24 protein-coding genes and 1 other RNA gene are annotated in these 23778 nt (G+C 60.6%); 4 read left to right on the top strand and 21 right to left on the bottom strand.

What is annotated here, in order from left to right; all coding sequences use genetic code 11:
* From J3P93_RS05365 to rsmI, 14 genes are all read right to left on the bottom strand, one after another.
* On the bottom strand, positions 1–975 hold the full coding sequence (locus tag J3P93_RS05365) for a D-alanine--D-alanine ligase (RefSeq protein WP_434595654.1): 975 nt from the start codon (positions 973–975) through the stop codon (positions 1–3).
* Complete coding sequence (gene murC, locus J3P93_RS05360) at positions 972–2432, bottom strand: UDP-N-acetylmuramate--L-alanine ligase (RefSeq protein WP_090286114.1); 1461 nt, start codon at positions 2430–2432, stop codon at positions 972–974. The genes J3P93_RS05365 and murC overlap by 4 nt, the downstream gene beginning before the upstream one ends.
* Positions 2425–3495 (bottom strand): undecaprenyldiphospho-muramoylpentapeptide beta-N-acetylglucosaminyltransferase, encoded by a 1071-nt coding sequence (murG, locus tag J3P93_RS05355; RefSeq protein WP_208939831.1) that lies wholly within the window; start codon positions 3493–3495, stop codon positions 2425–2427. The genes murC and murG overlap by 8 nt, the downstream gene beginning before the upstream one ends.
* Entirely contained in the window at positions 3485–4702 is a 1218-nt protein-coding gene (ftsW, locus tag J3P93_RS05350) for a putative lipid II flippase FtsW (RefSeq protein WP_090286119.1), read from the bottom strand. The genes murG and ftsW overlap by 11 nt, the downstream gene beginning before the upstream one ends.
* Entirely contained in the window at positions 4699–6045 is a 1347-nt protein-coding gene (murD, locus tag J3P93_RS05345; protein ID WP_434595651.1) for a UDP-N-acetylmuramoyl-L-alanine--D-glutamate ligase, read from the bottom strand. Before murD ends, ftsW begins: the two co-directional genes overlap by 4 nt.
* Positions 6046–6050: 5 nt before the next feature.
* Positions 6051–7133 (bottom strand): phospho-N-acetylmuramoyl-pentapeptide-transferase, encoded by a 1083-nt coding sequence (mraY, locus tag J3P93_RS05340; RefSeq protein ID WP_007956769.1) that lies wholly within the window; start codon positions 7131–7133, stop codon positions 6051–6053.
* The gene (locus tag J3P93_RS05335) at positions 7133–8500 is read right to left on the bottom strand and encodes a UDP-N-acetylmuramoyl-tripeptide--D-alanyl-D-alanine ligase (protein WP_434595649.1); all 1368 of its coding nucleotides are present in this window, start codon (positions 8498–8500) and stop codon (positions 7133–7135) included. The genes mraY and J3P93_RS05335 overlap by 1 nt, the downstream gene beginning before the upstream one ends.
* Positions 8493–9956 carry a UDP-N-acetylmuramoyl-L-alanyl-D-glutamate--2,6-diaminopimelate ligase gene (locus tag J3P93_RS05330; RefSeq protein WP_434595647.1) on the bottom strand — a complete coding sequence of 488 codons (1464 nt, stop codon included), beginning with the start codon at positions 9954–9956 and terminating at the stop codon, positions 8493–8495. Before J3P93_RS05330 ends, J3P93_RS05335 begins: the two co-directional genes overlap by 8 nt.
* Entirely contained in the window at positions 9956–11695 is a 1740-nt protein-coding gene (locus J3P93_RS05325; protein ID WP_203422138.1) for a peptidoglycan D,D-transpeptidase FtsI family protein, read from the bottom strand. The genes J3P93_RS05330 and J3P93_RS05325 overlap by 1 nt, the downstream gene beginning before the upstream one ends.
* Positions 11695–11988 carry a cell division protein FtsL gene (gene ftsL, locus J3P93_RS05320; protein ID WP_016773269.1) on the bottom strand — a complete coding sequence of 98 codons (294 nt, stop codon included), beginning with the start codon at positions 11986–11988 and terminating at the stop codon, positions 11695–11697. The genes J3P93_RS05325 and ftsL overlap by 1 nt, the downstream gene beginning before the upstream one ends.
* Complete coding sequence (gene rsmH / locus J3P93_RS05315) at positions 11985–12932, bottom strand: 16S rRNA (cytosine(1402)-N(4))-methyltransferase RsmH (RefSeq protein WP_418951622.1); 948 nt, start codon at positions 12930–12932, stop codon at positions 11985–11987. Before rsmH ends, ftsL begins: the two co-directional genes overlap by 4 nt.
* Positions 12929–13384 (bottom strand): division/cell wall cluster transcriptional repressor MraZ, encoded by a 456-nt coding sequence (gene mraZ / locus J3P93_RS05310; protein WP_007917012.1) that lies wholly within the window; start codon positions 13382–13384, stop codon positions 12929–12931. The genes rsmH and mraZ overlap by 4 nt, the downstream gene beginning before the upstream one ends.
* A gap of 401 nt (positions 13385–13785) precedes the next feature.
* An RNA gene (gene rnpB, locus J3P93_RS05305) (RNase P RNA component class A) lies at positions 13786–14139 on the bottom strand.
* Positions 14140–14212: 73 nt separating this feature from the next.
* Complete coding sequence (gene rsmI / locus J3P93_RS05300; protein ID WP_434595643.1) at positions 14213–15118, bottom strand: 16S rRNA (cytidine(1402)-2'-O)-methyltransferase; 906 nt, start codon at positions 15116–15118, stop codon at positions 14213–14215.
* A gap of 177 nt (positions 15119–15295) precedes the next feature.
* Here rsmI and J3P93_RS05295 point away from each other — a divergent pair, with 177 nt between their 5' ends.
* From J3P93_RS05295 to J3P93_RS05280, 4 genes are all read left to right on the top strand, one after another.
* On the top strand, positions 15296–17107 hold the full coding sequence (locus tag J3P93_RS05295; RefSeq protein WP_434595641.1) for a penicillin-binding protein activator: 1812 nt from the start codon (positions 15296–15298) through the stop codon (positions 17105–17107).
* On the top strand, positions 17107–17469 hold the full coding sequence (locus J3P93_RS05290) for a YraN family protein (protein ID WP_434595639.1): 363 nt from the start codon (positions 17107–17109) through the stop codon (positions 17467–17469). Before J3P93_RS05295 ends, J3P93_RS05290 begins: the two co-directional genes overlap by 1 nt.
* Positions 17470–17573: 104 nt before the next feature.
* On the top strand, positions 17574–18167 hold the full coding sequence (locus tag J3P93_RS05285) for a phosphoheptose isomerase (RefSeq protein WP_236484915.1): 594 nt from the start codon (positions 17574–17576) through the stop codon (positions 18165–18167).
* Positions 18164–18742: a BON domain-containing protein gene (locus J3P93_RS05280; RefSeq protein WP_203419433.1), complete on the top strand. Its 579-nt coding sequence runs from the start codon at positions 18164–18166 to the stop codon at positions 18740–18742. Before J3P93_RS05285 ends, J3P93_RS05280 begins: the two co-directional genes overlap by 4 nt.
* A 51-nt stretch (positions 18743–18793) precedes the next feature.
* On the opposite strand, the gene J3P93_RS05275 is transcribed toward J3P93_RS05280, so the two are convergent.
* The 7 genes from J3P93_RS05275 to rplM all read right to left on the bottom strand — a co-directional run bounded on the left by J3P93_RS05275 (position 18794) and on the right by rplM (position 23684).
* Entirely contained in the window at positions 18794–19207 is a 414-nt protein-coding gene (locus tag J3P93_RS05275; protein WP_208939826.1) for a ClpXP protease specificity-enhancing factor, read from the bottom strand.
* A 16-nt stretch (positions 19208–19223) separates the two neighbouring features.
* Positions 19224–19841, bottom strand: a complete 618-nt coding sequence (locus J3P93_RS05270) for a glutathione S-transferase N-terminal domain-containing protein (protein WP_090286143.1) — start codon at positions 19839–19841, stop codon at positions 19224–19226.
* Between the two features lie 145 nt (positions 19842–19986).
* Positions 19987–20769: a cytochrome c1 gene (locus J3P93_RS05265; RefSeq protein WP_093098468.1), complete on the bottom strand. Its 783-nt coding sequence runs from the start codon at positions 20767–20769 to the stop codon at positions 19987–19989.
* Positions 20769–21980, bottom strand: coding sequence for a cytochrome b (locus J3P93_RS05260; RefSeq protein ID WP_042608381.1), 1212 nt, complete (start codon positions 21978–21980; stop codon positions 20769–20771). Before J3P93_RS05260 ends, J3P93_RS05265 begins: the two co-directional genes overlap by 1 nt.
* Positions 21980–22573, bottom strand: a complete 594-nt coding sequence (gene petA, locus J3P93_RS05255) for a ubiquinol-cytochrome c reductase iron-sulfur subunit (protein ID WP_007917031.1) — start codon at positions 22571–22573, stop codon at positions 21980–21982. The genes J3P93_RS05260 and petA overlap by 1 nt, the downstream gene beginning before the upstream one ends.
* Positions 22574–22848: 275 nt before the next feature.
* Positions 22849–23241, bottom strand: coding sequence for a 30S ribosomal protein S9 (gene rpsI, locus J3P93_RS05250; RefSeq protein ID WP_003228056.1), 393 nt, complete (start codon positions 23239–23241; stop codon positions 22849–22851).
* A 14-nt stretch (positions 23242–23255) separates the two neighbouring features.
* On the bottom strand, positions 23256–23684 hold the full coding sequence (gene rplM / locus J3P93_RS05245) for a 50S ribosomal protein L13 (RefSeq protein ID WP_003228062.1): 429 nt from the start codon (positions 23682–23684) through the stop codon (positions 23256–23258).
* Between the last annotated feature and the right edge of the window lie 94 nt (positions 23685–23778).

Below are 23778 nucleotides of genomic sequence, written 5' to 3'. Positions count from 1 at the left end.
TTAACCTCGCGCCTCTTTATTGCCGGCGTCTTCAACGCTGGCCGCCAGAATGGCCAGTACCAGTTGCTGGAAATCCAGACCGGCGGCACGCGCCGCCATCGGCACCAGACTGTGATCGGTCATGCCCGGTGCGGTATTCACTTCGAGGAACCAGAACTGCCCGTCGGCATCCTGCATCACATCCGCCCGGCCCCAACCGGCAATACCCAGCGCCTCACAGGCCTTGGCCGTGAGATCCATGAGTTCCTGCTCCTTGGCGGCATCCAGCCCGCACGGAATGCGGTACTGGGTATCGTTGGCGATGTACTTGGCGTCGTAGTCGTAGAACGAGTGCGGTGTACCCAGGGCGATAGGAGGCAACACCTGGTCACGCAGAGTGGCGATGGTGAACTCCGGACCTTGAATCCAATGCTCGACCAACACTTGTGAATCGTAGGTACTGGCCGCTTTCCATGCGTCGATCAACTCGGACGCAGAACTCACTTTGGCCATCCCGATACTTGAACCTTCATGCGCCGGTTTGACGATCAAAGGGAAGCCCAGTTCCGTCGCCGCCGAAATACAATCGGCTTCGCTGCACAGCACGGCGTGACGCGGCGTCGGAATGCCGAGGCTGTGCCAGACCTGCTTGGTGCGCAGTTTGTCCATGGCCAGTGCCGAGGCCAGAATGCCACTGCCGGTGTAGGGAATGCCCGCGCACTCGAGCAAACCCTGCATGCTGCCGTCTTCACCGCCACGACCGTGGAGAATGATGAACGCACGGTCGATCTTTTCGTTGAGCAGACGCTGCAGGAAGTCTTCGCCGACATCGATGCCGAACGCGTCCACGCCGGCGCTTCGCAGCGCTTCGAGCACGGCGTTACCGGATTTCAACGAAACCTCACGCTCGGCACTCAGGCCGCCGAAGAGCACGGCGACGCGGCCGAAGTCTTTCGGCGCGATGGTGGAAAACAGCTTGGCGTAGGCAGCAGTCATTTCAACTTCCCCTCGACCGACGCCGCCACGGCGCCAGCGAACAATTCACTTTTCAACAGCTTCGGCGCGAGACCGCCGATATCACCCGCGCCCTGGCACAGCAGGATGTCGCCGGCACGCAGCAGCGGCTTGACCAGCGGCGCCAGATCGACGCCACGCTCGATGTAGATCGGGTCGAGCTGGCCGCGCTGACGGATGCTGTTGCACAGCTTGCGGCTGTCGGCACCGGGGATCGGCTCTTCGCCGGCCGGATAGACTTCCATCAGCAGCAGCACGTTGGCGTCGGCCAGTACATTGACGAAGTCGTCGTACAGATCGCGGGTGCGGCTGTAACGGTGTGGCTGGTAGACCATCACCAGACGGCGCTCCGGCCAGCCACCGCGCACGGCTTTGATCACCGCCGCGACTTCGGTCGGGTGATGGCCGTAGTCATCGACCAGCATCACGTTGCCGCCGTCGACCGGCAGTTCGCCGTAGACCTGGAAACGTCGACCCACGCCCTGGAAACCCGAGAGGCCCTGAACGATGGCTTCATCGCTGACGCCCTCGTCGGTGGCGATGCAGATGGTCGCCAGCGAGTTGAGCACGTTGTGGTTGCCGGGCATGTTCACCGACACCTCCAGCGGCTCGCGATCCGGGCGCAGCACGGTGAAGAAGGTCTGCATGCCTTGCTGGCGCACATTGATCGCGCGCACGTCGGCGTCTTCGCTGAAGCCGTAGGTCACGGTCGGACGTTTGACCAGCGGCAGGATTTCGCGCACCACCGGATCGTCCAGGCACATCACCGCCAGCCCATAGAACGGCAGGTTGTGGAGGAACTCGACGAAGGTTTTCTTCAGTTTGTTGAAGTCGCCGTCATAGGTCGCCATATGGTCGGCGTCGATGTTGGTGACCACGGCCACCAGCGGTTGCAGATGCAGGAAGCTCGCATCGCTCTCGTCGGCTTCGGCGATCAGGTAACGGCTGGTGCCGAGCTGGGCATTGGTGCCCGCCGCGTTCAGACGACCACCGATCACGAAGGTCGGATCGAGGCCACCGGCAGCAAACACCGAAGCGATCAGGCTGGTCGTCGTGGTTTTGCCGTGGGTACCGGCGACGGCGATGCCGTGGCGATAGCGCATCAGCTCGGCGAGCATTTCCGCACGCGGCACCACCGGGATACGACGCTCAAGCGCAGTCGCCACTTCCGGGTTGGAGGTGTTCACCGCGCTCGACACTACCAGCACATCAGCGGCCGCAGCGTTCTCGGCACGGTGACCAATGAAAATCTGCGCGCCGAAGGATTCCAGGCGCTCGGTGACCGGTGAGGCTTTCAGGTCGGAACCGGAGACTTGATAGCCCAGGTTCAACAACACTTCGGCGATACCGCACATGCCCACGCCGCCGATACCGACGAAGTGGATACGGCGGATGCGGCGCATTTCCGGTTGTGGCATGGCTTTCTGATTCTCAACCATGGGCCACCTCCAGACAGGTATCGACCACGCTACGGGTGGCATCGGGTTTGGCCAGACGGCGGGCCGCTTGGGCCATTGCTTCGAGTCGTTGCGGTTGCATCAAGACCTCTGTCAGGCGCGCGGCAAGATCCGCGGCGCCAGTCGTTCTTTGCGGCATCAGGAAGGCAGCGCCTTCGCGGGCCAAATAATCGGCGTTGCGGGTCTGGTGATCGTCGATCGCGTGGGGCAAAGGCACCAGCATCGAGGGCAGACCGGCGGCAGCCAGCTCACTGATGGTCAACGCGCCTGCGCGGCATACCACCAGGTCAGCCCAGCCATAGGCTTGAGCCATGTCTTTGATGAACGGCTGCACCTGCGCTTCCACACCCACGGCGTGGTAACGCTCGGCAGTCACTGCATCGTGATTCTTGCCGGCCTGATGAAACACTTCCGGGCGCAGGTCGGCAGCGACTTGGGCCAGGGCTTCAGGCAGCAATTTGTTCAACGGTTCTGCGCCCAGGCTTCCGCCGAGGATCAGCAAACGCGCTTTGCGTCCGGCCAGCGCCGGACGCGAGGTATCGAGGAATAGCTCGCTGCGCACCGGATTACCGGTGGTACGGCGGCTGTCCGACAGAGTAAAGGTGTCGGGGAACGCTTCACACACTCGGGCGGCGAACGGCACCAGCAACCGATTGGCGGTGCCGGCCACGGCGTTCTGCTCGTGAACGATCACCGGCACCCCGGCCAGTTTCGCGGCGAGGCCGCCGGGGCCGGTCACATAACCACCGAAGCCGACCACACACACCGGCTTCAGGCGACGCATGATCGCCCGCGCCTGCCACACCGATTTCAGCAACATCAACGGTGCCTTGAGCAGCGACAGCTTGCCCTTGCCGCGCAGGCCGCTGGCGTTGATCCGGTGCAACTCAAGACCGGCCGCCGGGACCAGTTCGTTTTCGATGCCGCGTGGCGTGCCGAGCCAGTGCACGGTGTAGCCGCGCGCCTGAAACTCGCGGGCACAGGCCAGCGCCGGGAACACGTGGCCGCCGGTACCGCCGGCCATGATCAATACGTTAGCGCCCATGAGTCGGCTCCTCGGCGAAGTCGCTTTCATGGAATTCCATCTCTTCGCTGCCCAGGTGGGTTCGACTCTCCCATTCGATGCGCAGCAACAAGCCCAGACAGGCGCAGCAGATCACCAGCGAACTGCCGCCATAGCTGAGGAACGGCAAGGTCAGACCCTTGGTCGGCAGCAGGCCGACGTTCACACCGATGTTGATAAGGAACTGACCAATCCACAGGAACGACAGACCGTAAGCCACATAAGCGGCGAAGAACTGCTTGGCCTTCTCGGCCCACAAGCCGATGTACATGCCGCGAACACACACGAATACGAACAGCGCGACGGTGCACAGCGAACCGACCGCGCCGAGTTCTTCGGCGAGTACCGAGAACACGAAGTCGGTGTGTGCTTCCGGCAGGTAGAACTGTTTCTGCACGCTGTTGCCCAGGCCTACGCCCAGCCACTCACCGCGACCGAATGCGATCAATGCTTGCGAGAGCTGATAACCGGCGCCGAACTGGTCAGCCCACGGGTCGGCGAAGTTGGTCAGACGCGCCATCCGGTAGGGCTGCATCTGAATCAGCAAGACCACGGCCCCGACTGCCAGCACCACCATCAGCGAGAAGCGGAACAACCCGACCCCGCCCAAAAACAGCATCGCCGCCGCCGCGCCCATCATCACTACGGTGGCGCCGAAGTCCGGTTCCATCAGCAGCAGACCGGCCATCGGCAGCAGCACGATGAACGGCTTGAAAAAGCCCATCCAGCTCTCGCGCACTTCTTTCTGGCGACGCACCAGATAACCGGCGAGGTAGATCACCACAAACACCTTGGCGATTTCCGAGGGCTGCACGTTGAAGAAGCTGAAACCGATCCAGCGCATCGAACCGTTCACTTCGCGGCCGATGCCGGGGATGATCACCATCACCAGCAAACCGAACGCGCCGATCAGCATCATCCAGCCGAGGCGTTGCCAGGTGGCGATCGGGATCATCATGGTGACGATGCACGCGCCCAGGCCCAGCACCACATAAATAAGGTGGCGAATCATGTAATACAGCGGACTGCCCGACTGCGCCGCCGCCACTTCGGTGGACGCCGAAGCAATCATGATCAAACCGAGCCCGAGCAGCGCCAGGCACCCGGCGAGCATCGGGAAATCGAGGTCGATGCCACGCCCGGTGATCAACGGCGATGGGTACGGTTTGATGATATTTCTCAGGTTCATGCCAGTTCCTCCACAGCGCGGACGAACTGGTGACCACGGTCTTCGTAATTTTTGAACATGTCGAAACTGGCGCAGGCTGGCGACAGCAGCACCACATCGCCCGGTTGCGCGGCGGCGCGGCATTGCGCGACGGCATCGACCAGCGAGGTCGCGCGGATCAAGGGCACGGCATCGCCGAGCGCTTCGCCGATCTTGTCCGAGTCGCGGCCCATCAGGACCACGGCGCGGCAGTTGGCCGCCACCGGATCACGCAGGTCATTGAACTCGGCACCCTTGCCATCGCCGCCAGCGATCAGGATGACCTTGCCTTCGATGTCCGCGCCCAGACCTTCAATCGCGGCCAGTGCGGCGCCGACGTTGGTGGCTTTGGAATCGTTGTAGTAGGCAACGCCATCCAGGTCACGCACCCACTGGCAACGATGTTCGAGGCCGGTGAAGTTGCGCAGGGCCGACAGCATGGCGTCGAACGGCAGACCGACCGCATGACCGAGCGCCAGCGCCGCAAGGGCGTTGGACTGGTTATGCGCGCCGCGCACTTTCAGTTCACGCACCGGCAGCAGATTCTGGAATTCGAACGCCAGGTATTTCTCCCCGCCCTCTTCCCGCAGACCGAACGCCTTGAAGTCCGGCTTGTTCAGACCGAAGGTCCAGCACGGCTGGCCCTCGCCGATCAACGGACGGCTCAGCGCATCCTGACGGTTGACCACGAACTGCTTCGCGCCCCGGAAGATCCGGTGCTTGGCCAGGTGATACGCCGGCAGACCGCTGTAGCGATCCATGTGGTCTTCGCTGATGTTCAGTACGGTGGCGACTTCAGCGTTGAGCTGGTCGGTGGTTTCGAGTTGGAAACTCGACAGCTCCATCACGTACAGCTCGATGTCGTCGCTGAGCAGATCCAGCGCCGGCGTGCCGAGGTTGCCCCCGACGGCGACGCGTTTGCCGGCCGCAGCGGCCATCTCGCCGACCAGTGTGGTGACGGTGCTTTTCGCATTGGAACCGGTGATCGCGACGATCGGCGAACGCGCGTTACGCGCGAACAACTCGATGTCGCCGGACATTTTCACGCCACGCGCCGCAGCGGCTTGCAGGGCCGGAGTCGCCAGCGCCAGGCCGGGGCTCACGTAGAGCTCGTCGGCACGGCAGAGGAATTCCACGTCCAGCTCGCCACAACGCACTTCCACGTGCGGATAGTCACGCTTGAGCGTGGCCAGTTCCGGTGGATTGTCCCGCGTGTCGGCGACGGCAAACGCCACGCCCCGGTTCGCCAGGAAGCGAACCAGGGACATGCCGCTCTTGCCGAGGCCGACAACGATGCGGAAGTGGTCAGAAGCGATCAGAGACACTCGTTCTACCTCAGCTTCAGGGTGGCAAGGCCAATCAGCACGAGAATCACGGTGATGATCCAGAAACGGACGATCACGCGCGGCTCGGGCCAGCCCTTGAGTTCAAAATGGTGATGGATCGGTGCCATGCGGAACACACGGCGACCGGTGAGCTTAAAGGACGCAACCTGAATGACCACTGACAGGGTTTCCATCACGAACACGCCGCCCATGATGAACAGGACGATTTCCTGACGGACGATTACCGCAATGGTGCCCAGTGCCGCGCCGAGTGCCAGGGCGCCAACGTCGCCCATGAACACTTGCGCCGGATAGGTGTTGAACCACAGGAAGCCGAGGCCGGCGCCGATCAGCGCACCGCAGAACACGATCAGTTCGCCCGCGCCCGGCACGTAAGGGATCAGCAGGTATTCAGCGAATTTCACGTTACCCGACAGGTAGCAGAAAATCCCCAGACCGCCGCCGACCATCACCGTCGGCATGATCGCCAGACCGTCGAGGCCGTCAGTCAGGTTGACCGCGTTGCTCGAGCCGACGATCACGAAATAGGTCAGCACGATGAAACCTGCGCCCAGCGGAATGCTGTAGTCCTTGAGCATCGGCAGGATCAGCGTGGTTTCCACCGGGGTGGACGCGGTCATATAAAGGAAGATCGCCGCACCGAGACCGAACACCGATTGCCAGAAATATTTCCAGCGGCTCGGCAGGCCACGCGAGTTCTTCTCGATGACCTTGCGGTAATCGTCGACCCAGCCGATGGCGCCGAACAGCAGGGTCACCAGCAACACCACCCAGACATAACGGTTGCTGAGGTCGGCCCAGAGCAAGGTGCTGACGCCAATCGAAGACAGGATCAACGCGCCGCCCATGGTCGGCGTACCGGATTTGGACAGGTGCGATTGCGGGCCGTCGTTGCGCACGGACTGGCCGATCTGACGGTTCTGCAGGGTACGGATCATCCACGGGCCATAGCACAGCGACAAGACCAGCGCGGTCAGCACACCGAGAATCCCGCGCAGGGTCAGGTACTGAAAGACCGCGAAGCCTTTGTAGAACTGTTGCAGATACTCCGCTAGCAGCAGCAGCATTAATGTTTCTCCAGACTGGACCCGCACAAAGCCGCAACGATGTTTTCCATCGCTGCACTGCGCGAACCCTTGATCAAAATGGTGGTGTTTGTGTCCTGCTCGGCGTCGAGGGCCTGGATCAGTTCGGCCTGCGTGCCGAAGTGATGCGCCTGTTCACCGAAAGCGTTCACGGCGTGGACCATGTTCGGCCCGACAGCGTAAAGCGCGGAAACCTTGCCTCGGGCGTACTCGCCCACGTCGCGGTGCCCCTGCTCCGCCCACTCGCCCAACTCGCCGATATCCCCGAGCACCAGGACGGTGCGGCCGGAAAAGCCGGCGAGTATATCAACGGCGGCGCACATCGAGGTGGGGTTTGCGTTGTAAGTGTCGTCGATCACGCGCATGCCGTTTTTCGCCAGTTGCGCGACGGTGCGGCCCTTGACCGGTTGCACCGCGCCAAGTCCGGTGGCGATGCCGAACAGCGACACGCCCAGGGCGTGAGCGGCAGCGGCGGCGGCCATGGCATTGGCGACGTTATGGGTGCCGAGCAGGTTCAGCTGCACTCGCTCGCTACCTTGCGGCGTGTGCAGATTGAACGCCGGGCAACCGCGGGCATCGGTGCTCAAGTCGCTGGCGTAGAAATCCGCCTGAATATTGCTCAGAGCGAAGGTCAACACTTTGCGAGCGCCTGCACGGGTCTGCCAGATACCGAAGGCCTTGTCATCGAGGTTGAGCACGGCGATGCCATCAGCGGCGAGGCCGTCGATGATTTCGCCTTTGGCTTCGACGATTTTTTCCGGCCCGCCAAACTCGCCAACGTGGGCGGTACCGGCGTTATTGAGGATCGCGACGTGCGGCTTGGTCAGGCCCACGGTGTAGGCGATTTCGCCGAGACGCGAGGCACCCAGTTCGATCACCGCCGAAGTGTGCTCCGGGGCCAGTTCGAGCAAGGTCAGCGGCGCGCCGAGGTCATTGTTCAGATTGCCACGAGTGGCCAGCACCGGACCGCGAGTGCGCAGGATGCTCGCGAGCATTTCCTTGACCGTGGTCTTGCCGCTGGAACCGGTCACCGCTGCCACTGGCTGCGTAAAAGCGGCACGGTTCAAGGCGCCCAACTGGCCCAGCGCCTGACGGCTGTCCTTGACCAGCAATTGCGGCAGCGCGCTGTCGGCGACTTCACGCTCGACCAGTGCAGCAACGGCGCCTTTGCCAGCGACATCGTTCAGATAATCATGACCGTCGAAACGCGGTCCGGTCAGCGCGACAAAAAGCTGACCCGGCTGGATCGCGCGGCTGTCGATGCTGACGCCATTGAAGCTGGCATCGCTGCCAATCAGACGGGCGTCGAGGGCGTTGGTCAGTTCGCTGAGTGTCAGGGCCTTAAGCATGGGCCACCTCCCACGCGGTCAGGGCATGATCGGCCTCGACCAGATCGGAGAAGGCATGGCGCACGCCGTTGATTTCCTGATAGTCCTCGTGGCCTTTACCAGCCAGGACAATCACGTCGTCAGCCGTCGCACCGGCAATCAATTGCGCAATCGCCTGACCACGGCCGGCGACGAAGGTGACTTTATCCACAGCAGTGAACCCGGCGCGGATGTCATCAAAGATCACCGCCGGGTCTTCGGTGCGCGGGTTGTCGTCTGTGACCAATACTTTGTCCGCCAAGCGCTCGACCACTTCGGCCATCAACGGACGCTTGCCGCGATCGCGATCACCGCCGCAGCCGAACAGGCACAGCAACTGACCTTTGACGTGCGGGCGCAGGGCGCTCAGAACTTTTTCCAGCGCATCCGGGGTGTGGGCGTAATCGACCACCACCAGCGGTTGTGTGCCGCCACCCAGACGCTGCATGCGCCCGGCCGGGCCTTCGAGCTTCGGCAGCACTTTGAGAATTTCGTCGAGGGCGTAATCCAGACCGAGCAAGGCGCCGACGGCCGCCAGTACGTTGCTCAGGTTGAAACGCCCGAGTAGTGTGCTGCGCAGGTGATGTTCGCCCTGCGGCGTGACCAGCGTGGCGCGCACGCCGTGATCGTCGAATTGCGCTTCGCGGCAAAACAGGTAAGCGCTGCTGTCGAGCAGGCTGTAAGTGATCAGGCGCGACTCGCGTTTTTCAGCAGCCAGTTGCCGGCCGAAATCATCATCGAGGTTGACCACGCGGCATTTCAGGTCATTCCAGGCAAACAGCCTGGCCTTGGCCTCGGCGTACGCCTGCATGGTGCCGTGATAATCCAGATGATCGCGGGACAGATTGGTCATCACCGCCACGTCAAACGCCAGCGCGGTCACCCGGCCCTGATCCAGACCATGGGAGGACACTTCCATGGCCACGGCTTTGGCACCGGACTTTTTCAGATCGCCCAGGGTTGCCTGCACGGCGATCGGATTCGGCGTGGTGTGCAGACCGCTTTCCAGCGCGCCATAGAAGCCGGAACCCAAGGTGCCGACGATGCCACAATGCTGGCCGAGCAGATCCAGTGCCTGCGCAACCAGCTGGGTCACGCTGGTCTTGCCGTTGGTGCCGGTCACGCCAATCAGATTCAGGTGATGGCTCGGCTCGCCATAAAAGCGCCCGGCGATGTCCGACAGCTGCGCCGCCAGACCTTTGACCGGAATCAGCGGCACATCGGTGATCGGCAGCACGGTGGCGCCTTCCACTTCATACGCCACGGCTGCGGCGCCGCGTTGCAGGGCATCGGCGATGTGCGCACGGCCGTCGAATTTGCCGCCGGGCACGGCGAGAAACAGATCGCCGGCGCGCACGTTGCGGCTGTCCAGCGCCAATTCACGGATCAACAGATCGTGGCCGGCGTGGGGGAATATCTTGTTCAGACTCAATGACATCAGCCGCGCCCTCCATTGGCTTTCAGCGGAATGACCGGGGTGGCGTTGGCCTGTTGCGTGGTCGGCAGGTTATCCGGGGTCACGTTCATCAGGCGCAGGGTGCCGGACATCACACGGCTGAACACCGGCGCCGAGACCAGACCACCGAAGTAGCCGGCCTTGGTCGGCTCGTCGATCACCACCACGATTGCATAACGCGGATCGCTCATCGGGCCGAAGCCGGCGAACAGCGAGCGGTAGGAGTTTTCGGCGTAGCCTTTGGTGCCGACCGAGGTCTTACGCGCCGTACCCGACTTGCCGCCGACGTGATAAGCCGGCACTTGTGCACGGAACACGCCGCGCGGCGCTTCGATCACTTGCTGCAACATGCCCTGCATGGTTTTTGCCACGGCTTCGGGCAGCACTTGCGTGGTCTGCGGCATCTTGTCGGTTTTGATCAGGGTCAGCGGCGCCAGACGACCGTTGTTGGCCAGCGCCGAGAACGCGTGCACCAACTGGATAGCGGTCACGGAAATACCGTAGCCGTAAGACAAGGTTGCAGTTTCGGCCTTGCGCCATTCGCGGTAATTCGGCAGATTGCCGACACGTTCGCCGGGGAAGCCCAGGCCGGTGTCCTGGCCGAGGCCGACTTTTTGCGCGAGGCGGAAAATCGTTTCGCCGCCGATATCGAAGGCGACCTTGCTCATGCCGACGTTACTGGAATTGATCAGAATCCCGGTCAGGTCGAGCACCGGACCTTCGCTCTTGGACACGTCTTTAATGGTGTATTTGCCGATCTGCAACGAGCCCGGATACACCTCGACGGTGTCGCTCGGTTTCCAGCGACCGGTTTCGATCGCCGCACTCATCGAGATGGCTTTCATGGTCGAACCCGGTTCGAACACGTCGATCATCGCGCGGTTGCGCATCATCGCCGGTTGCAGGTTTCGACGGTTGTTCGGGTTGTAGGTCGGCTGGTTGACCATGGCGAGAATCTCGCCGGTCTTCACATCCATGATCACCAGACTGCCGGCCTTGGCGCCGTTCTCGATGATCGCGTTGCGCAACTCGCGGTTGGCCAGGTATTGCAGACGCAGGTCAATCGACAACGCCAAGGGCTTGCCGGCCTTGGCGTTTTTGGTGACCTGGACATCCTTGATCAGCCGCCCGCGGCGATCCTTGATCACTTGTCGTTTGCCCGGGACCCCGGCCAGCCATTCGTCATAGGCCAACTCGACACCTTCGCGACCGTGATCGTCGATATCGGTAAAGCCAACCATGTGCGCGGTGACTTCGCCGGCCGGGTAGAACCGGCGGAATTCTTCGATGCCGTAAACGCCCGGCACTTTCAGGTCAAGCACAGCCTGGCCTTGCTCGGGGGTCAAGCCGCGCACCAGATAAATGAATTCTTTGTTGGCCTGGGCTTCGAGACGTTCAGCCAGGGCTTTCGGGTCCTGACCCAGCGCGGCAGCGAGTGCCGGCCACTTCTCTTTGGCCGACTGCATTTCCTTGGCGTTGGCCCACAGCGTAGTCACCGGAGTACTCACGGCCAGAGGCTCGCCATTACGGTCGGTGATCAGACCACGGTGCGCCGGAATCGGGATGTGCCGCAGACTGCGCGCGTCGCCCTGCCCCTTGAGGAAGTCACGGTCGACCACTTGCAGGTCGATGATCCGCCAGCAGATCGCCGCAACCATCAGGCCCAGCAGCGCCACCATCAGGCGGAAGCGCCATGGGAACAGTGCGCCTTCGAGTTTCATCATGGCGCCACCATCTTCACGTCAGCCGCGCCGGGAATGTGCATTTTCAGTTGTTCGGTGGCCAGCACTTCGATGCGGCTGTGCGCGGTCCAGGTGCTCTGCTCGAGAATCAGCCGGCCCCACTCGGCCTGCGCCTTGTCGCGCACACTGAGTTCGTTATAAAGGGTGTTGAGCAACTGACGGTTCCAGTGCGCGCTGTACGACACGGCGATCGCCGAAAAAAGCACGCCGATAAACAGCAGCAGCATCAGAAAGCTGCCGCCAGGCAATGGCTTGGCGAAAAGCTTGCTCACCGCAACTTCTCCGCGACACGCATGACCGCACTACGGGAACGTGGGTTGGCTTTGAGTTCGGCGTCGGAGGCCGTCTGCGCTTTGCCGTGAATTTTGATTTTCGGTTCGAAGGCAACGTGGCGCACTGGCAGGTTGCGCGGCAGGTTATCGGCCTCGCCCTTGACCAGTTTGCGCATGAACAGTTTGACGATGCGGTCTTCCAGCGAATGGAAGCTGATCACCACCAGACGACCGCCGACTTCCAGCGCATCCAGAGCGGCTTCGAGGCCGGCTTCCAGATCACCGAGTTCGTTGTTGACGTGAATGCGCAAACCCTGGAAAGCGCGGGTGGCCGGATTCTTGCCCTTTTCCCACGCCGGGTTGGCAACTTTCAGCACTTCAGCCAGATCGGCGGTACGCTCGAATGGCTTGATATCGCGACGCTCGACCACGGCACGGGCCATGCGCCCGGAAAAACGTTCTTCGCCGTATTCCTTGAACACCCGGGCGATTTCTTCAGCCGGCGCGGTGTTGACGAACTCGGCCGCGCTGATGCCACGGGACGGGTCCATGCGCATGTCCAGCGGGCCGTCGTTGAGGAAACTGAAACCGCGCTCGGCATCGTCCAGCTGCGGCGACGATACGCCGAGGTCGAGCAGAATGCCGCTGACCTTGCCGGCCAGACCCTGCTCGGCAACCACCGAACCGAGCTCGGCAAAGCTGCGCTGCACAACGACAAAGCGGCCGTCTTCGGCCGCTAGCGTTTGCCCGGTGGCAATCGCTTGAGGGTCCTTGTCGAATCCGATGAGCCGACCGTCCGTGCCGAGCTGGCTCAGGATCAACCGGCTGTGCCCGCCGCGCCCGAACGTGCCGTCCAGATAGCAGCCATCAGGACGTACGGCGAGAGCCTCGACGGCTTCGTCAAGCAGTACGGTGATGTGGTTAAAGCCGCTATCAATAGTCACAGGATCAAATCACGCAGTTCATCAGGCATCGCGCCCGGTTGTTGAATAGCAGCAAGGTCAGCGGCAGACACCGCGTTCCATGCATCCTCGTCCCACAGTTGGAACTTGTTCAGTTGGCCCACCAGCATTGCCCGCTTATCGAGCTTGGCGTACTCGCGCAGACGCGGTGGAACCAGAAAACGACCACTGCCATCGAGTTCGAGGTCGACGGCATTACCAATCAGCAAACGTTGCAGGCGACGGTTCTCTTCGCGAAGCGAAGGGAGCGCGCGCAACTTGGTTTCAATGATTTCCCACTCGTCGAGCGGATAGACACATAAACATGGATCTACGGCATCAATGGTCACGATCAATTGGCCGGAACTGCGCGAATCGAGCTCGTCACGGTACCGGCTCGGCATGGCGAGACGGCCCTTTGCATCGAGACTGATAGCGTTAGCTCCGCGAAACACGTCTGCGTTTCTCCAATTTTTATCGTTTTGAGCTCAAAAAACCCACTTCATGCCACTTTCCGCCACTTGCGCACACTATAGGAATGCGCCCACCACACCGTCAAGGCGCGGATTAAAGGAAAACCCTTACAGAACGGAGATTTAGCAGCTTAAAAGGAGGCACAACGAGAATCTGACGGAGGCTTTTGACCAATAACCTGATGCAGCACTGAAAGCTGCGCTCGAAAGTTAAAGTAGTTTGTTAAGAGTAAGATTTTTTCGGTATTACAAATGCGCTTCTGCTGTTGATTGAAGCGAGGTGGGAAATGGCTATTACCGCGTTTGCCGCTGCCGGACTTTCAGCCCAGGCCTGCTGATATTACACAGCCCTGTTGCCATTGATTCAAGCAGGGAAAGAAAAGGTGGAGAGTCGATCTGTAAGCCGGGTTCTGTCTTGAACAGTCATTCGTCTACGATGGCCATCACTGGACATCTTTAGCAACCTACCCGGTCCCAGCGCGGGCCACGCCTTGGGACCCTATTTGGTCTTGCTCCAAGTGGGGTTTACCTAGCCACGAACTGTTGCCAGACGTGCGGTGCGCTCTTACCGCACCTTTTCACCCTTACCGGCGCTTGCGCGCTTAGGCGGTTATTTTCTGTGGCACTTTCCGTAGGCTCACGCCTCCCAGGCATTACCTGGCACTTCGCCCTATGGAGCCCGGACTTTCCTCCCCCCCCTAATTTTCATAGAGGGCAGCGACTGTCCGATCGACTCTCCGCCGCGAAGGTTAACGGCAGAGCGGCGGAAGAACAAGCGCTAAAACCCGCAAGACCGCTATGGGCGACGGCTTACACGCCCTTCTGCTTATCCAGTGCAACCTGATAAAGCACGTTTTTGCGCTCACCGGTGATCTGTGCGGCAAGCGCAGCGGCGCGCTTGAGCGGCATTTCCTCAAGCAGCAGATCGAGGATACGCATCGCCTCGCTGCTGACCGCGTCTTCGGATTCCGGCGCCGTCCAGCCCGCCACCAGCACCACACATTCACCGCGCTGCTGATTGCTGTCGGCTTCGACGAATGCGCGCAGCTCGGCCAGCGGCAAGCCCTTGAGCGTTTCGAAGGTCTTGGTGATTTCCCGGGCCAGCAACGCCTGACGCTCGCCGCCGAACACTTCTTCCATGTCCTGCAGGCATTCAAGAATGCGGTGCGGCGCTTCATAGAAGATCAAGGTGCGCGGTTCTTCCATGACGGCTTCGAGACGCGCCTTGCGCCCCACCGACTTGGCCGGCAGAAAGCCTTCGAAGATAAACCGGTCGGACGGCAGACCGGCCGCCGACAGCGCCGCGATCAATGCACAGGCGCCTGGCACCGGCACCACATTGATACCCGCCGCTCGCGCCTGACGCACCAGGTGATAACCCGGATCGGAGATCAGCGGCGTGCCGGCATCGGAGATCAGTGCGACATTGTCACCAGCCAGCAGACGCGTAATAAAGCGGCTACCTTCATCCCGTTCGTTGTGTTCGTGGCAGGCTGCCAATGGCGTGGTGATGCCGAAGTGCTGCATCAGCCGCGCCGAGTGCCGCGTGTCTTCGGCGGCAATCAACGCCACTTCGCGGAGGATTTTCAGGGCCCGGGCGCTGATGTCGTCCAGGTTGCCGATGGGCGTCGCCACCACATAAAGCGAGCCAGCAGCGGAATTCAGGGAACCTGGAGCAGTCAAAGCGCACACCTCGTGATCGGTAAAAGCGGCCATTGTAGCGCGTCACGAGGCTTGCGACGTGCTCGCGCCGAGCGCGGTTTTTCGCACAGTTGTGGTCCGCCGCAACATTTACTCCAGCTAAATTGCCCGTTTCACGCCAGTAACATCGCGCCCCGGCCAGTGCTTGGGTACAATTCCACGCTAATTTGATCGAGTATCAGGAACACTTACATGATCGCTTGCCTGCGGCTGTTCACTGCCCTCTGCCTCGCTGCCCTGTTGGCGGCTTGCGCCAGCTCCCCTTCCTCCAGCCTTGGCGAACTTCCACGGACTCCGGATGCCAGCATCGAGCAACTGCTCGAACAGGCGACCCAGGCCAAGACCCCGGAAAAAGCCGCTCTGTTGCGCTTGAGCGCCGCCGACCTGGCCTATCGTCAGGGCAATGCCGGCCAGTCCGCGCAAATCCTGCAACAAGTGCCTGTCGAGCAACTCAAGCCGGGCCAGCAGATTTTCGCCAACACGCTTTCCGCCGAACTGGCCATGACCCGCAATCAGCCGAAAGCCGCGCTGACGGCCCTGAGTCATCCAAGCCTGCAGAAACTCGGCGAGATGCCGGAAGAGCAGCAAGTGCGCACCGGCACCGTGCATGCCCGCGCTCTGGAAGCCGATGGCCAGACCTTGGCCGCGGCCCGCGAACGCGTGTTCATCGCACCAATGCTCGAAGGCGAAGCCGCAAGCAAGAACCACGAGGCGATCTGGACCCTGATCGGCTCGCTGCCGGCCGACCAACTGCAAGCCAACAGCACCGACGACCTCGGCGGCTGGATGGCTCTGGCCCTGGCGGTAAAAACCGCTGGCACGCTGGAGCAGCAGCAAGCGGCGATCGACAACTGGCGCGCGCAGAACTCCAAGCACCCGGCCGCGATCAACCTGCCGCTGCCGCTGACCAAACTCAAGGAACTGGCCAGCCAGCCACTGAGCAAGATCGCCCTGCTGCTGCCTCAGGATGGCCAACTGGCCGCAGTCGGCAAAGCCTTGCGTGAAGGCTTCATGGCGGCGCACTACCAGGCACAACAAGCCGGGCAAAAACCGCCCGCCATCGAGTTCTACGACAGCTCGAAACTGACCTCGATGGACGAGTTCTACCGCAAGGCCCAGGCTGACGGCGTGCAGCTGGTGGTCGGTCCGCTGGAAAAACCGCTGGTCAAGCAACTGAGCACCCGCCCGCAACTGCCGATCACTACCCTTGCGCTGAACTACAGCGAAGGCGATCAAGGCCCGGCGCAGCTGTTCCAGTTCGGTCTGGCCGCTGAAGACGAAGCCCGCGAAGTCTCGCGCCGTGCCCGTGCCGATGGCCTGCACCGCGCCGCAATCATGGTGCCGAAAGGCGAATGGGGCGACCGCGTATTGCGTGCGTTCAGCCAGGACTGGCAGGCCAACGGTGGCAGCATCGTCGCCACCGAGCGCGTTGATCAACCGGTGCAACTGGCCCAGCAGATCGCCGACATGTTCCAGCTACGTCAGAGTGAAGCCCGCGCCAAGAGCCTGCAGAATGCTGCCGGCACCAACGTCGCCGCGCAGCCTTCGCGTCGCCAGGACATCGAATTCATCTTCCTCGCCGCCACGCCACAGCAGGCGCAGCAGATCAAGCCGACCCTGAACTTCCAGTACGCCGGTGACGTTCCGGTCTACGCGACTTCGCACGTCTACAGCGCCAGCGGTGACGTCAACCAGTACAACGACATGAACGGCATTCGCTTCTGCGAAACCCCATGGTTGCTGGACACCAGTGATCCGCTGCGCCAGCAAGTGGTTGCCCAGTGGCCGCAAGCCGCCGGCAGCCTCGGCCGTCTGTACGCAATGGGCGTGGACGCCTATCGCCTGGCACCGCGTCTGGGCCAGCTCAAAGCACTGCCGGACAGCCGCATCGACGGTGAGTCGGGCAGCCTCGGCATGACCCAGACCCAACGCGTCGTCCGTCAGTTGCCTTGGGCACAATTCGTCAGCGGTCAGGTGCAGCGTCTGCCGGACACCCCGCGCTGATGCCCGACAGGTCGCGCTCGCAAAGCGGCAAGGATGCCGAGCGCCAAGCGCTGGAGCATCTGCAAAACCAGGGTCTGCGCCTGCTGGCGCAGAACTGGTTATGCAAACGCGGCGAGCTTGATCTGGTCATGCTTGATGGCGATACAGTAGTATTCGTCGAAGTTCGCTATAGAAAGAACACTCAATGGGGTGGCGCGCTTGCCAGCATCGATGCGCGCAAGCAGCAGAAACTGATTTTCGCCGCGCAGTATTTTCTTCAGCGTGAACCGCGCTGGGCCAATTCCCCCTGCCGCTTCGACGTGGTGGCCATCGACAGCCACCCGGATCAGCTGAACTGGTTGCAGAATGCTTTCGACAGTTGATCGCCGACGTTGCGACCCGGACAATCCCACCGACACATTTTGCTCTTTGCTTTGCGGGCTGCACATTCATGTGCCGGACAGCCGCGCTACTTAAGGTCACACAGATGGACATGCAATCCCGAATTCGCCAGCTTTTCCAGGCCAGTATCGACACCAAGCAACAGGCGATGGACGTACTTGCACCGCACATCGAGCAAGCCAGCCAGGTCATGGTCAACGCCCTGCTCAACGAGGGCAAGATGCTCTCGTGCGGCAACGGCGGCTCCGCCGGTGACGCGCAGCACTTTTCCTCGGAGTTGCTCAACCGCTTCGAGCGCGAGCGCCCGAGCCTGCCGGCGATCGCGCTGACCACCGACACCTCGACAATCACCTCGATCGCCAACGACTACAGCTACAACGAAGTGTTCTCCAAACAGATCCGCGCGCTGGGTCAGCCAGGTGATGTGTTGCTGGCGATTTCGACCAGCGGTAACTCGGCGAACATTATTCAAGCGATCCAGGCCGCACATGATCGCGAAATGATTGTCGTAGCTTTGACCGGACGCGATGGCGGCGGCATGGCGTCGCTGCTGTTGCCCGAGGACGTCGAGATTCGCGTACCGGCCAATGTCACTGCACGTATTCAAGAAGTCCACTTGCTGGCGATCCATTGCCTTTGCGATCTGATCGACAGCCAACTGTTCGGGAGTGAAGAATGACCCCTAATCGCCTTGGCCTTCTGGCCTTGACTCTGTGTCTCGGCATCAGCGGCTGCACCTCGGTGGTGAATGCCAGCCGGGAAGCGCCGATTGAAGACGACCGCGGCACGCGCACCTTCGGCAGCAAGATCGACGATTCGTTGATCGAGACCAAGGTCGGCGTGAACGTGGCCAAAGCCGACCCGGCGCTGGACAACGATTCGCACATCGTCGTCACCAGTTTCAACGGCGTGGTACTGCTCGCCGGCCAGACCCCGCGCGAAGACCTCAAGGCCAAGGCCGAACAGGCTGCCGCCAACGTGCAACGGGTGAAGAAAGTCCACAACGAGCTGCAAGTGCTGCAGCCTTCGTCCCTGCTGGCCCGCCAGAATGACGCATGGCTGACCACCAAGATCAAAACGCAGATGCTCACCGACGCCAGCATTCCGGGCTCGCGCATCAAAGTCATTACCGAGAACGGCATCGTCTACCTGCTGGGCCTGCTGACCAAACAGGAAGCCACACAGGCAACCAATCTGGTTCAGGGTGTTTCCGGCGTGCAGAAGATCGTGAAGCTGTTCGAGTACATCGACTGACCGCTGAACGACAGACACAAAAAAGGCGATCCATCCGGATCGCCTTTTTTATTACTTCACCACTTTCAGGCTTGGCCGGCCGCTGGGACGCGGCGGCTCGCTGTCCGGTGGCGGCTGGTCGTCATCCTGCTCGATATCGTCTTCGTCATCCAGCGGCGACTCGAGATCGAACACCATGCCCTGACCGTTCTCCCGGGCGTAGATGCCCAGAATGGCGCTGATCGGCACATACAGGCTGTGCGGCACACCACCGAAGCGACCTTCGAATGTCACCACGTCGTTGTCCATGTGCAGATGACGCACAGCGCTTGGCGAGATGTTCAGCACGATCTGCCCGTCGCTGGCGAAACCCTGCGGCACCTGCACTGCCGGGTATTCGGCGTTGACCAGCATGTGCGGGGTGCAATCGTTATCCACAATCCACTCGTAGAGCGCGCGGACCAGATAAGGTCGACTGGAGTTCATAGCGGCTCCTTAAGCCTTAGCGCATGTCGCGTTCGACACCAGACAAACTCGCCTGGAAAGCCTCACGCGCAAACTGGCGCTCCATATAATCAAGCAGCGGCTTGGCCGGCCGCGGCAGTTCGATACCCAGGATCGGCAAACGCCAGAGTATGGGTAATAGGCAGCAATCAACCAGACTTTGTTCCTCACTGAGGAAAAACGGCTTGTCGGCAAACAGCGGCGACACGCCCGTCAGGCTTTCGCGCAATTCCTTGCGCGCCACCACTCGCGCGGCTTCCTTGGCCTTGGGATCAAGAATCAGATCCACCAGACCGCACCAGTCACGCTGAATGCGATGAATCAGCAGACGGCTGTTGGCACGCGCCACCGGATAAACCGGCATCAACGGCGGGTGCGGGTAACGCTCGTCCAGATACTCCATGACCACGGTCGACTCCCACAACGCCAGGTCGCGATCGACCAGCGTCGGCAGGCTGCCGTAAGGGTTCACCTCAATCAGTTTAGGCGGCTGGCGGCCAGCTTCCACGTAAATGATTTCGGCGCTGACACCCTTCTCTGCAAGCACGATGCGCACTCGGTGGGAATAGTGGTCGGCGGGGTCGGAGTAACAGGCCAACCGATTGGTCACGCCCATGGCGATCCTCCTCGCTTGTTGAAATTGTCGGAACCGGAAAAACGCGCGCGCCCAGAGGGCGCCCCCACAGAGTCTGACCGAGCAGACCCTGCTTTATCGGAGGCGCCCTTGGGCGCGCGCGATTAACAGCAATGCTTGAAGCGTATCAGTGCACGTCTTTCCAGTATTCACGCTTGAGCAGGTAGGCGAACACAAAGAAGAACGCCAGGTACAGCAAGACATAAGTACCGATGCGCTGATGTTGCAGCTTAACCGGGTTAGCCGAGTAAGCCAGGAAGGTTACCAGATTCTTGACCTTCTCATCGAACTGCTCTTCGTTCAGAGCACCGGATTTGGGCACGATGGTCAGCTGATCGCAGGCTTCATGGGTCAAAGCCGTGCCGGTCAACGGATCATATTGCTTCTTGCCGTCTTCGACGATCTGCACCTGCTTGCAGCCCACCACCTGGCGACCTTGCAGGCCGACCAGTACGTTAGGCATGCCGACGTTCGGGAAGACCTTGTTGTTCACACCCCAAGGACGCGCAGGATCTTCGTAAAAAGACTTCAAGTAACCGTACAACCAGTCAGTGCCCCGCACACGGGCTACCAGAGTCAGGTCCGGCGGTGCTGCACCGAACCAGGTCTTGGCATCAGCCGGCTGCATGCCGATGTTCATGTGGTCGCCAATCTTGGCACCGGTGAACACCAGTTTCTCCAGCATCAATTCGTGGGGAATACCAAGGTCATCGGCGACCCGCTCGTAACGCTGGAATTTGGCGCTGTGGCAGCCCATGCAATAGTTGGCAAAGGTCCGTGCGCCATCCTGCAAAGCCGCCTTGTCGGAAACATCGATGTCGACTTTTTCCAGTTCCGGACCATGGCCCTCGGCTGCAAAAGTCAGGGAAGGCAGTGCAGCAAAAATCAGAGCAAGCAATAACTTTTTCATCAGCCAGTCACCCTTTCCGGTACCGGTTTGGTCTTCTCGAGCCGGGTGTAGAACGGCATCAGAATGAAGTAGGCGAAGTACAGGAAGGTGCAGACCTGCGACAGCAACGTCCGGCCCGGCGTCGGCGCAAGCACACCGAGAATGCCGAGAATCACGAACGAAATACAGAACACCACCAGCCAGATCTTGCTTAGCCAGCCTTTGTAGCGCATCGACTTGACCGGACTGCGGTCCAGCCACGGCAGCACGAACAGCACTGCAATCGCTGCTCCCATGGCGATAACGCCGAGGAGTTTGTCCGGCACCGCGCGCAAGATTGCGTAGAACGGCGTGAAGTACCAGACCGGTGCAATATGCTCAGGCGTCTTGAACGGGTTGGCCGGCTCGAAGTTAGGCTTTTCGAGGAAGTAGCCGCCCATTTCCGGGAAGAAGAACACAATGAAACAGAAGATGAACAGGAACACCACGACACCGACAATGTCCTTCACCGTGTAGTACGGGTGGAACGCAATGCCATCCAGCGGGATGCCGTTTTCGTCTTTGTGCTTCTTGATATCGACGCCGTCAGGGTTGTTTGAACCGACTTCGTGCAGCGCCAGAATGTGCAACACCACCAGACCGAGAATCACGATCGGCAGCGCCACAACGTGCAGTGCGAAGAAGCGGTTCAAGGTGATGCCGGAGATCAGGTAGTCACCACGAATCCACTGGGTCAGGTCGTCGCCAATCAGCGGAATCGCACCGAACAGCGAGATGATCACCTGAGCGCCCCAGTACGACATCTGGCCCCATGGCAGCAGATAACCCATGAACGCTTCGGCCATCAGCGCCAGGTAGATCAGCATGCCGAACACCCAGACCAGCTCGCGCGGTTTCTGGTACGAACCGTAAAGCAAGCCACGGAACATGTGCAGGTACACCACGATGAAGAACGCCGAAGCGCCGGTCGAGTGCAGCAAACGCAGGATCGAGCCGTACTCGACGTCGCGCATGATGTATTCGACGGAAGCGAACGCTTCTTCTGCCGACGGCGTGTAGCTCATGGTCAGCCAGACACCGGTGACGATCTGGTTGACCAGCACCAGCAGCGCCAGGGAGCCGAAGAAATAGAAGAAGTTGAAGTTTTTCGGAGCGTAATACTTGCTGAGATGGTCTTCCCACATCTTGGTTGCCGGAAAGCGCGCATCAACCCAATCCATGAATTTGCTCATCACGCTTTCTCCGTATCGACGCCAATGACAATCAGGTCATCGGTCTCATAGGAATGCGGGGGAACCGGCAGGTTCAAAGGCGCGGGTTGCGACTTGTAGACGCGGCCAGCCAGATCGTAGTGGGAACCGTGGCAAGGACAGAAATAACCGCCTACCCAGTCTTTGCCCAGATCCGCAGGTGCCACTTCGGGACGGAAAGTCGGTGAGCAACCCAGGTGCGTGCAGATCCCGATCAGCAGCAGAATTTCCGGCTTGATCGAGCGCACTTCAGGGTCGACATAGGTAGGTTGCGTAGAGTTTTTCGAGGTCGGATCGGAGAGCTGGCCCTCGATCTTTTTCAGATTCCCCAGGATTTCCTCGGTACGGCGGACAATGAATACCGGCTGGCCGCGCCATTCAGCAATCATTTGCTGGCCTGGCTCGATTTTGCTGACATTCACTTTCACCGGTGCGCCGGCGGCTTTCGCCTTGGCACTGGGAAACCATGACCCTACGAACGGGACCGCAGCCCCCACCGCTCCTGCAGCACCCACCACGGATGTGGCTGCTACCAGGAAGCGACGCCGGCCTGCATTCACGCCGTCATTGCTCATTCAGTCCTCTCCCATCAGCTTTTTTGGCCTGTTAAATCAGGCGTCTACTAAATAAACCGCGTGCTACTTATAAAAATTTTGCCGAATGGTAATGAAAACCCCCAATTCTGACAAGGGAATTACCCGGAGCTCTCACCCCCTAAGCCTTGCAGTATAGGGGGTCTGCGAATGAGGCAAGTTGTCACAGCGCAATTCTTTCTGGAAAAAATGCAGGCATAAAAAAACGCCCGATTCCGTGAGGAATCGGGCGTTCTTTTTTGAACGTGGAAGCGGTATTAACGCTTCGAGTACTGCGGACGCTTACGCGCTTTACGCAGACCCACTTTCTTACGTTCAACTTCACGGGCGTCGCGGGTAACGAAGCCAGCTTTGCGCAGTGCGCTACGCAGGGTTTCATCGTAGTCCATCAGAGCGCGAGTGATGCCGTGGCGGATTGCGCCAGCCTGACCACTTACACCACCGCCGATCACGGTGACGTAGATGTCGAACTTCTCGACAGTCTCGGTCAGCTCCAGCGGCTGACGAACTACCATGCGGGCAGTTTCGCGGCCGAAGAAGTTATCCAGCGAACGGTTGTTGATGGAGATGTTACCAGTACCCGGACGCAGGAAAACGCGTGCGGTTGCGGTCTTGCGACGGCCAGTGCCGTAATTTTGAGTCGCCGACATAATGAACTATTCCGTTAAATCTTCAGTTCTTGGGGCTGCTGAGCAGTATGAGGGTGTGCAGCGCCCGCATAGACTTTCAGCTTACGGTACATGTCGCGACCCAGTGGGTTTTTAGGCAGCATGCCTTTAACCGCGGTCTCGATCACGCGCTCAGGGGCTTTGGCGATCAGCTTTTCAAAGTTGATCGACTTGATGCCGCCCGGGAAACCGGAGTGGGAGTAGTACATTTTGTCAGTGGTTTTAGCGCCGGTAACACGGATCTGCTCGGCGTTGATGACGACGATGTAGTCGCCGGTGTCAACGTGAGGAGTGTACTCAGGCTTGTGCTTGCCACGCAGACGGCTCGCGATTTCGGTGGCCAGACGACCCAGGGTCTGACCAGCAGCGTCGACGACAAACCAGTCGCGCTTTACTGTTTCCGGTTTAGCAGTAAAAGTTTTCATTCTTTATAGCCTCAGGGGCCGCCTGTAAATAAGACGGCGGATCTTACTGAATAGTGCGTACTTTGACAAGTCAAAGGCAGCCGGATACAGACGC

The organism is Pseudomonas sp. R3-57, assembly GCF_051132065.1.
Lineage (GTDB): Bacteria > Pseudomonadota > Gammaproteobacteria > Pseudomonadales > Pseudomonadaceae > Aquipseudomonas.
Note: the sequence above shows the minus strand (reverse complement) of the source record. Positions and strands in the feature narration are given on the sequence as shown.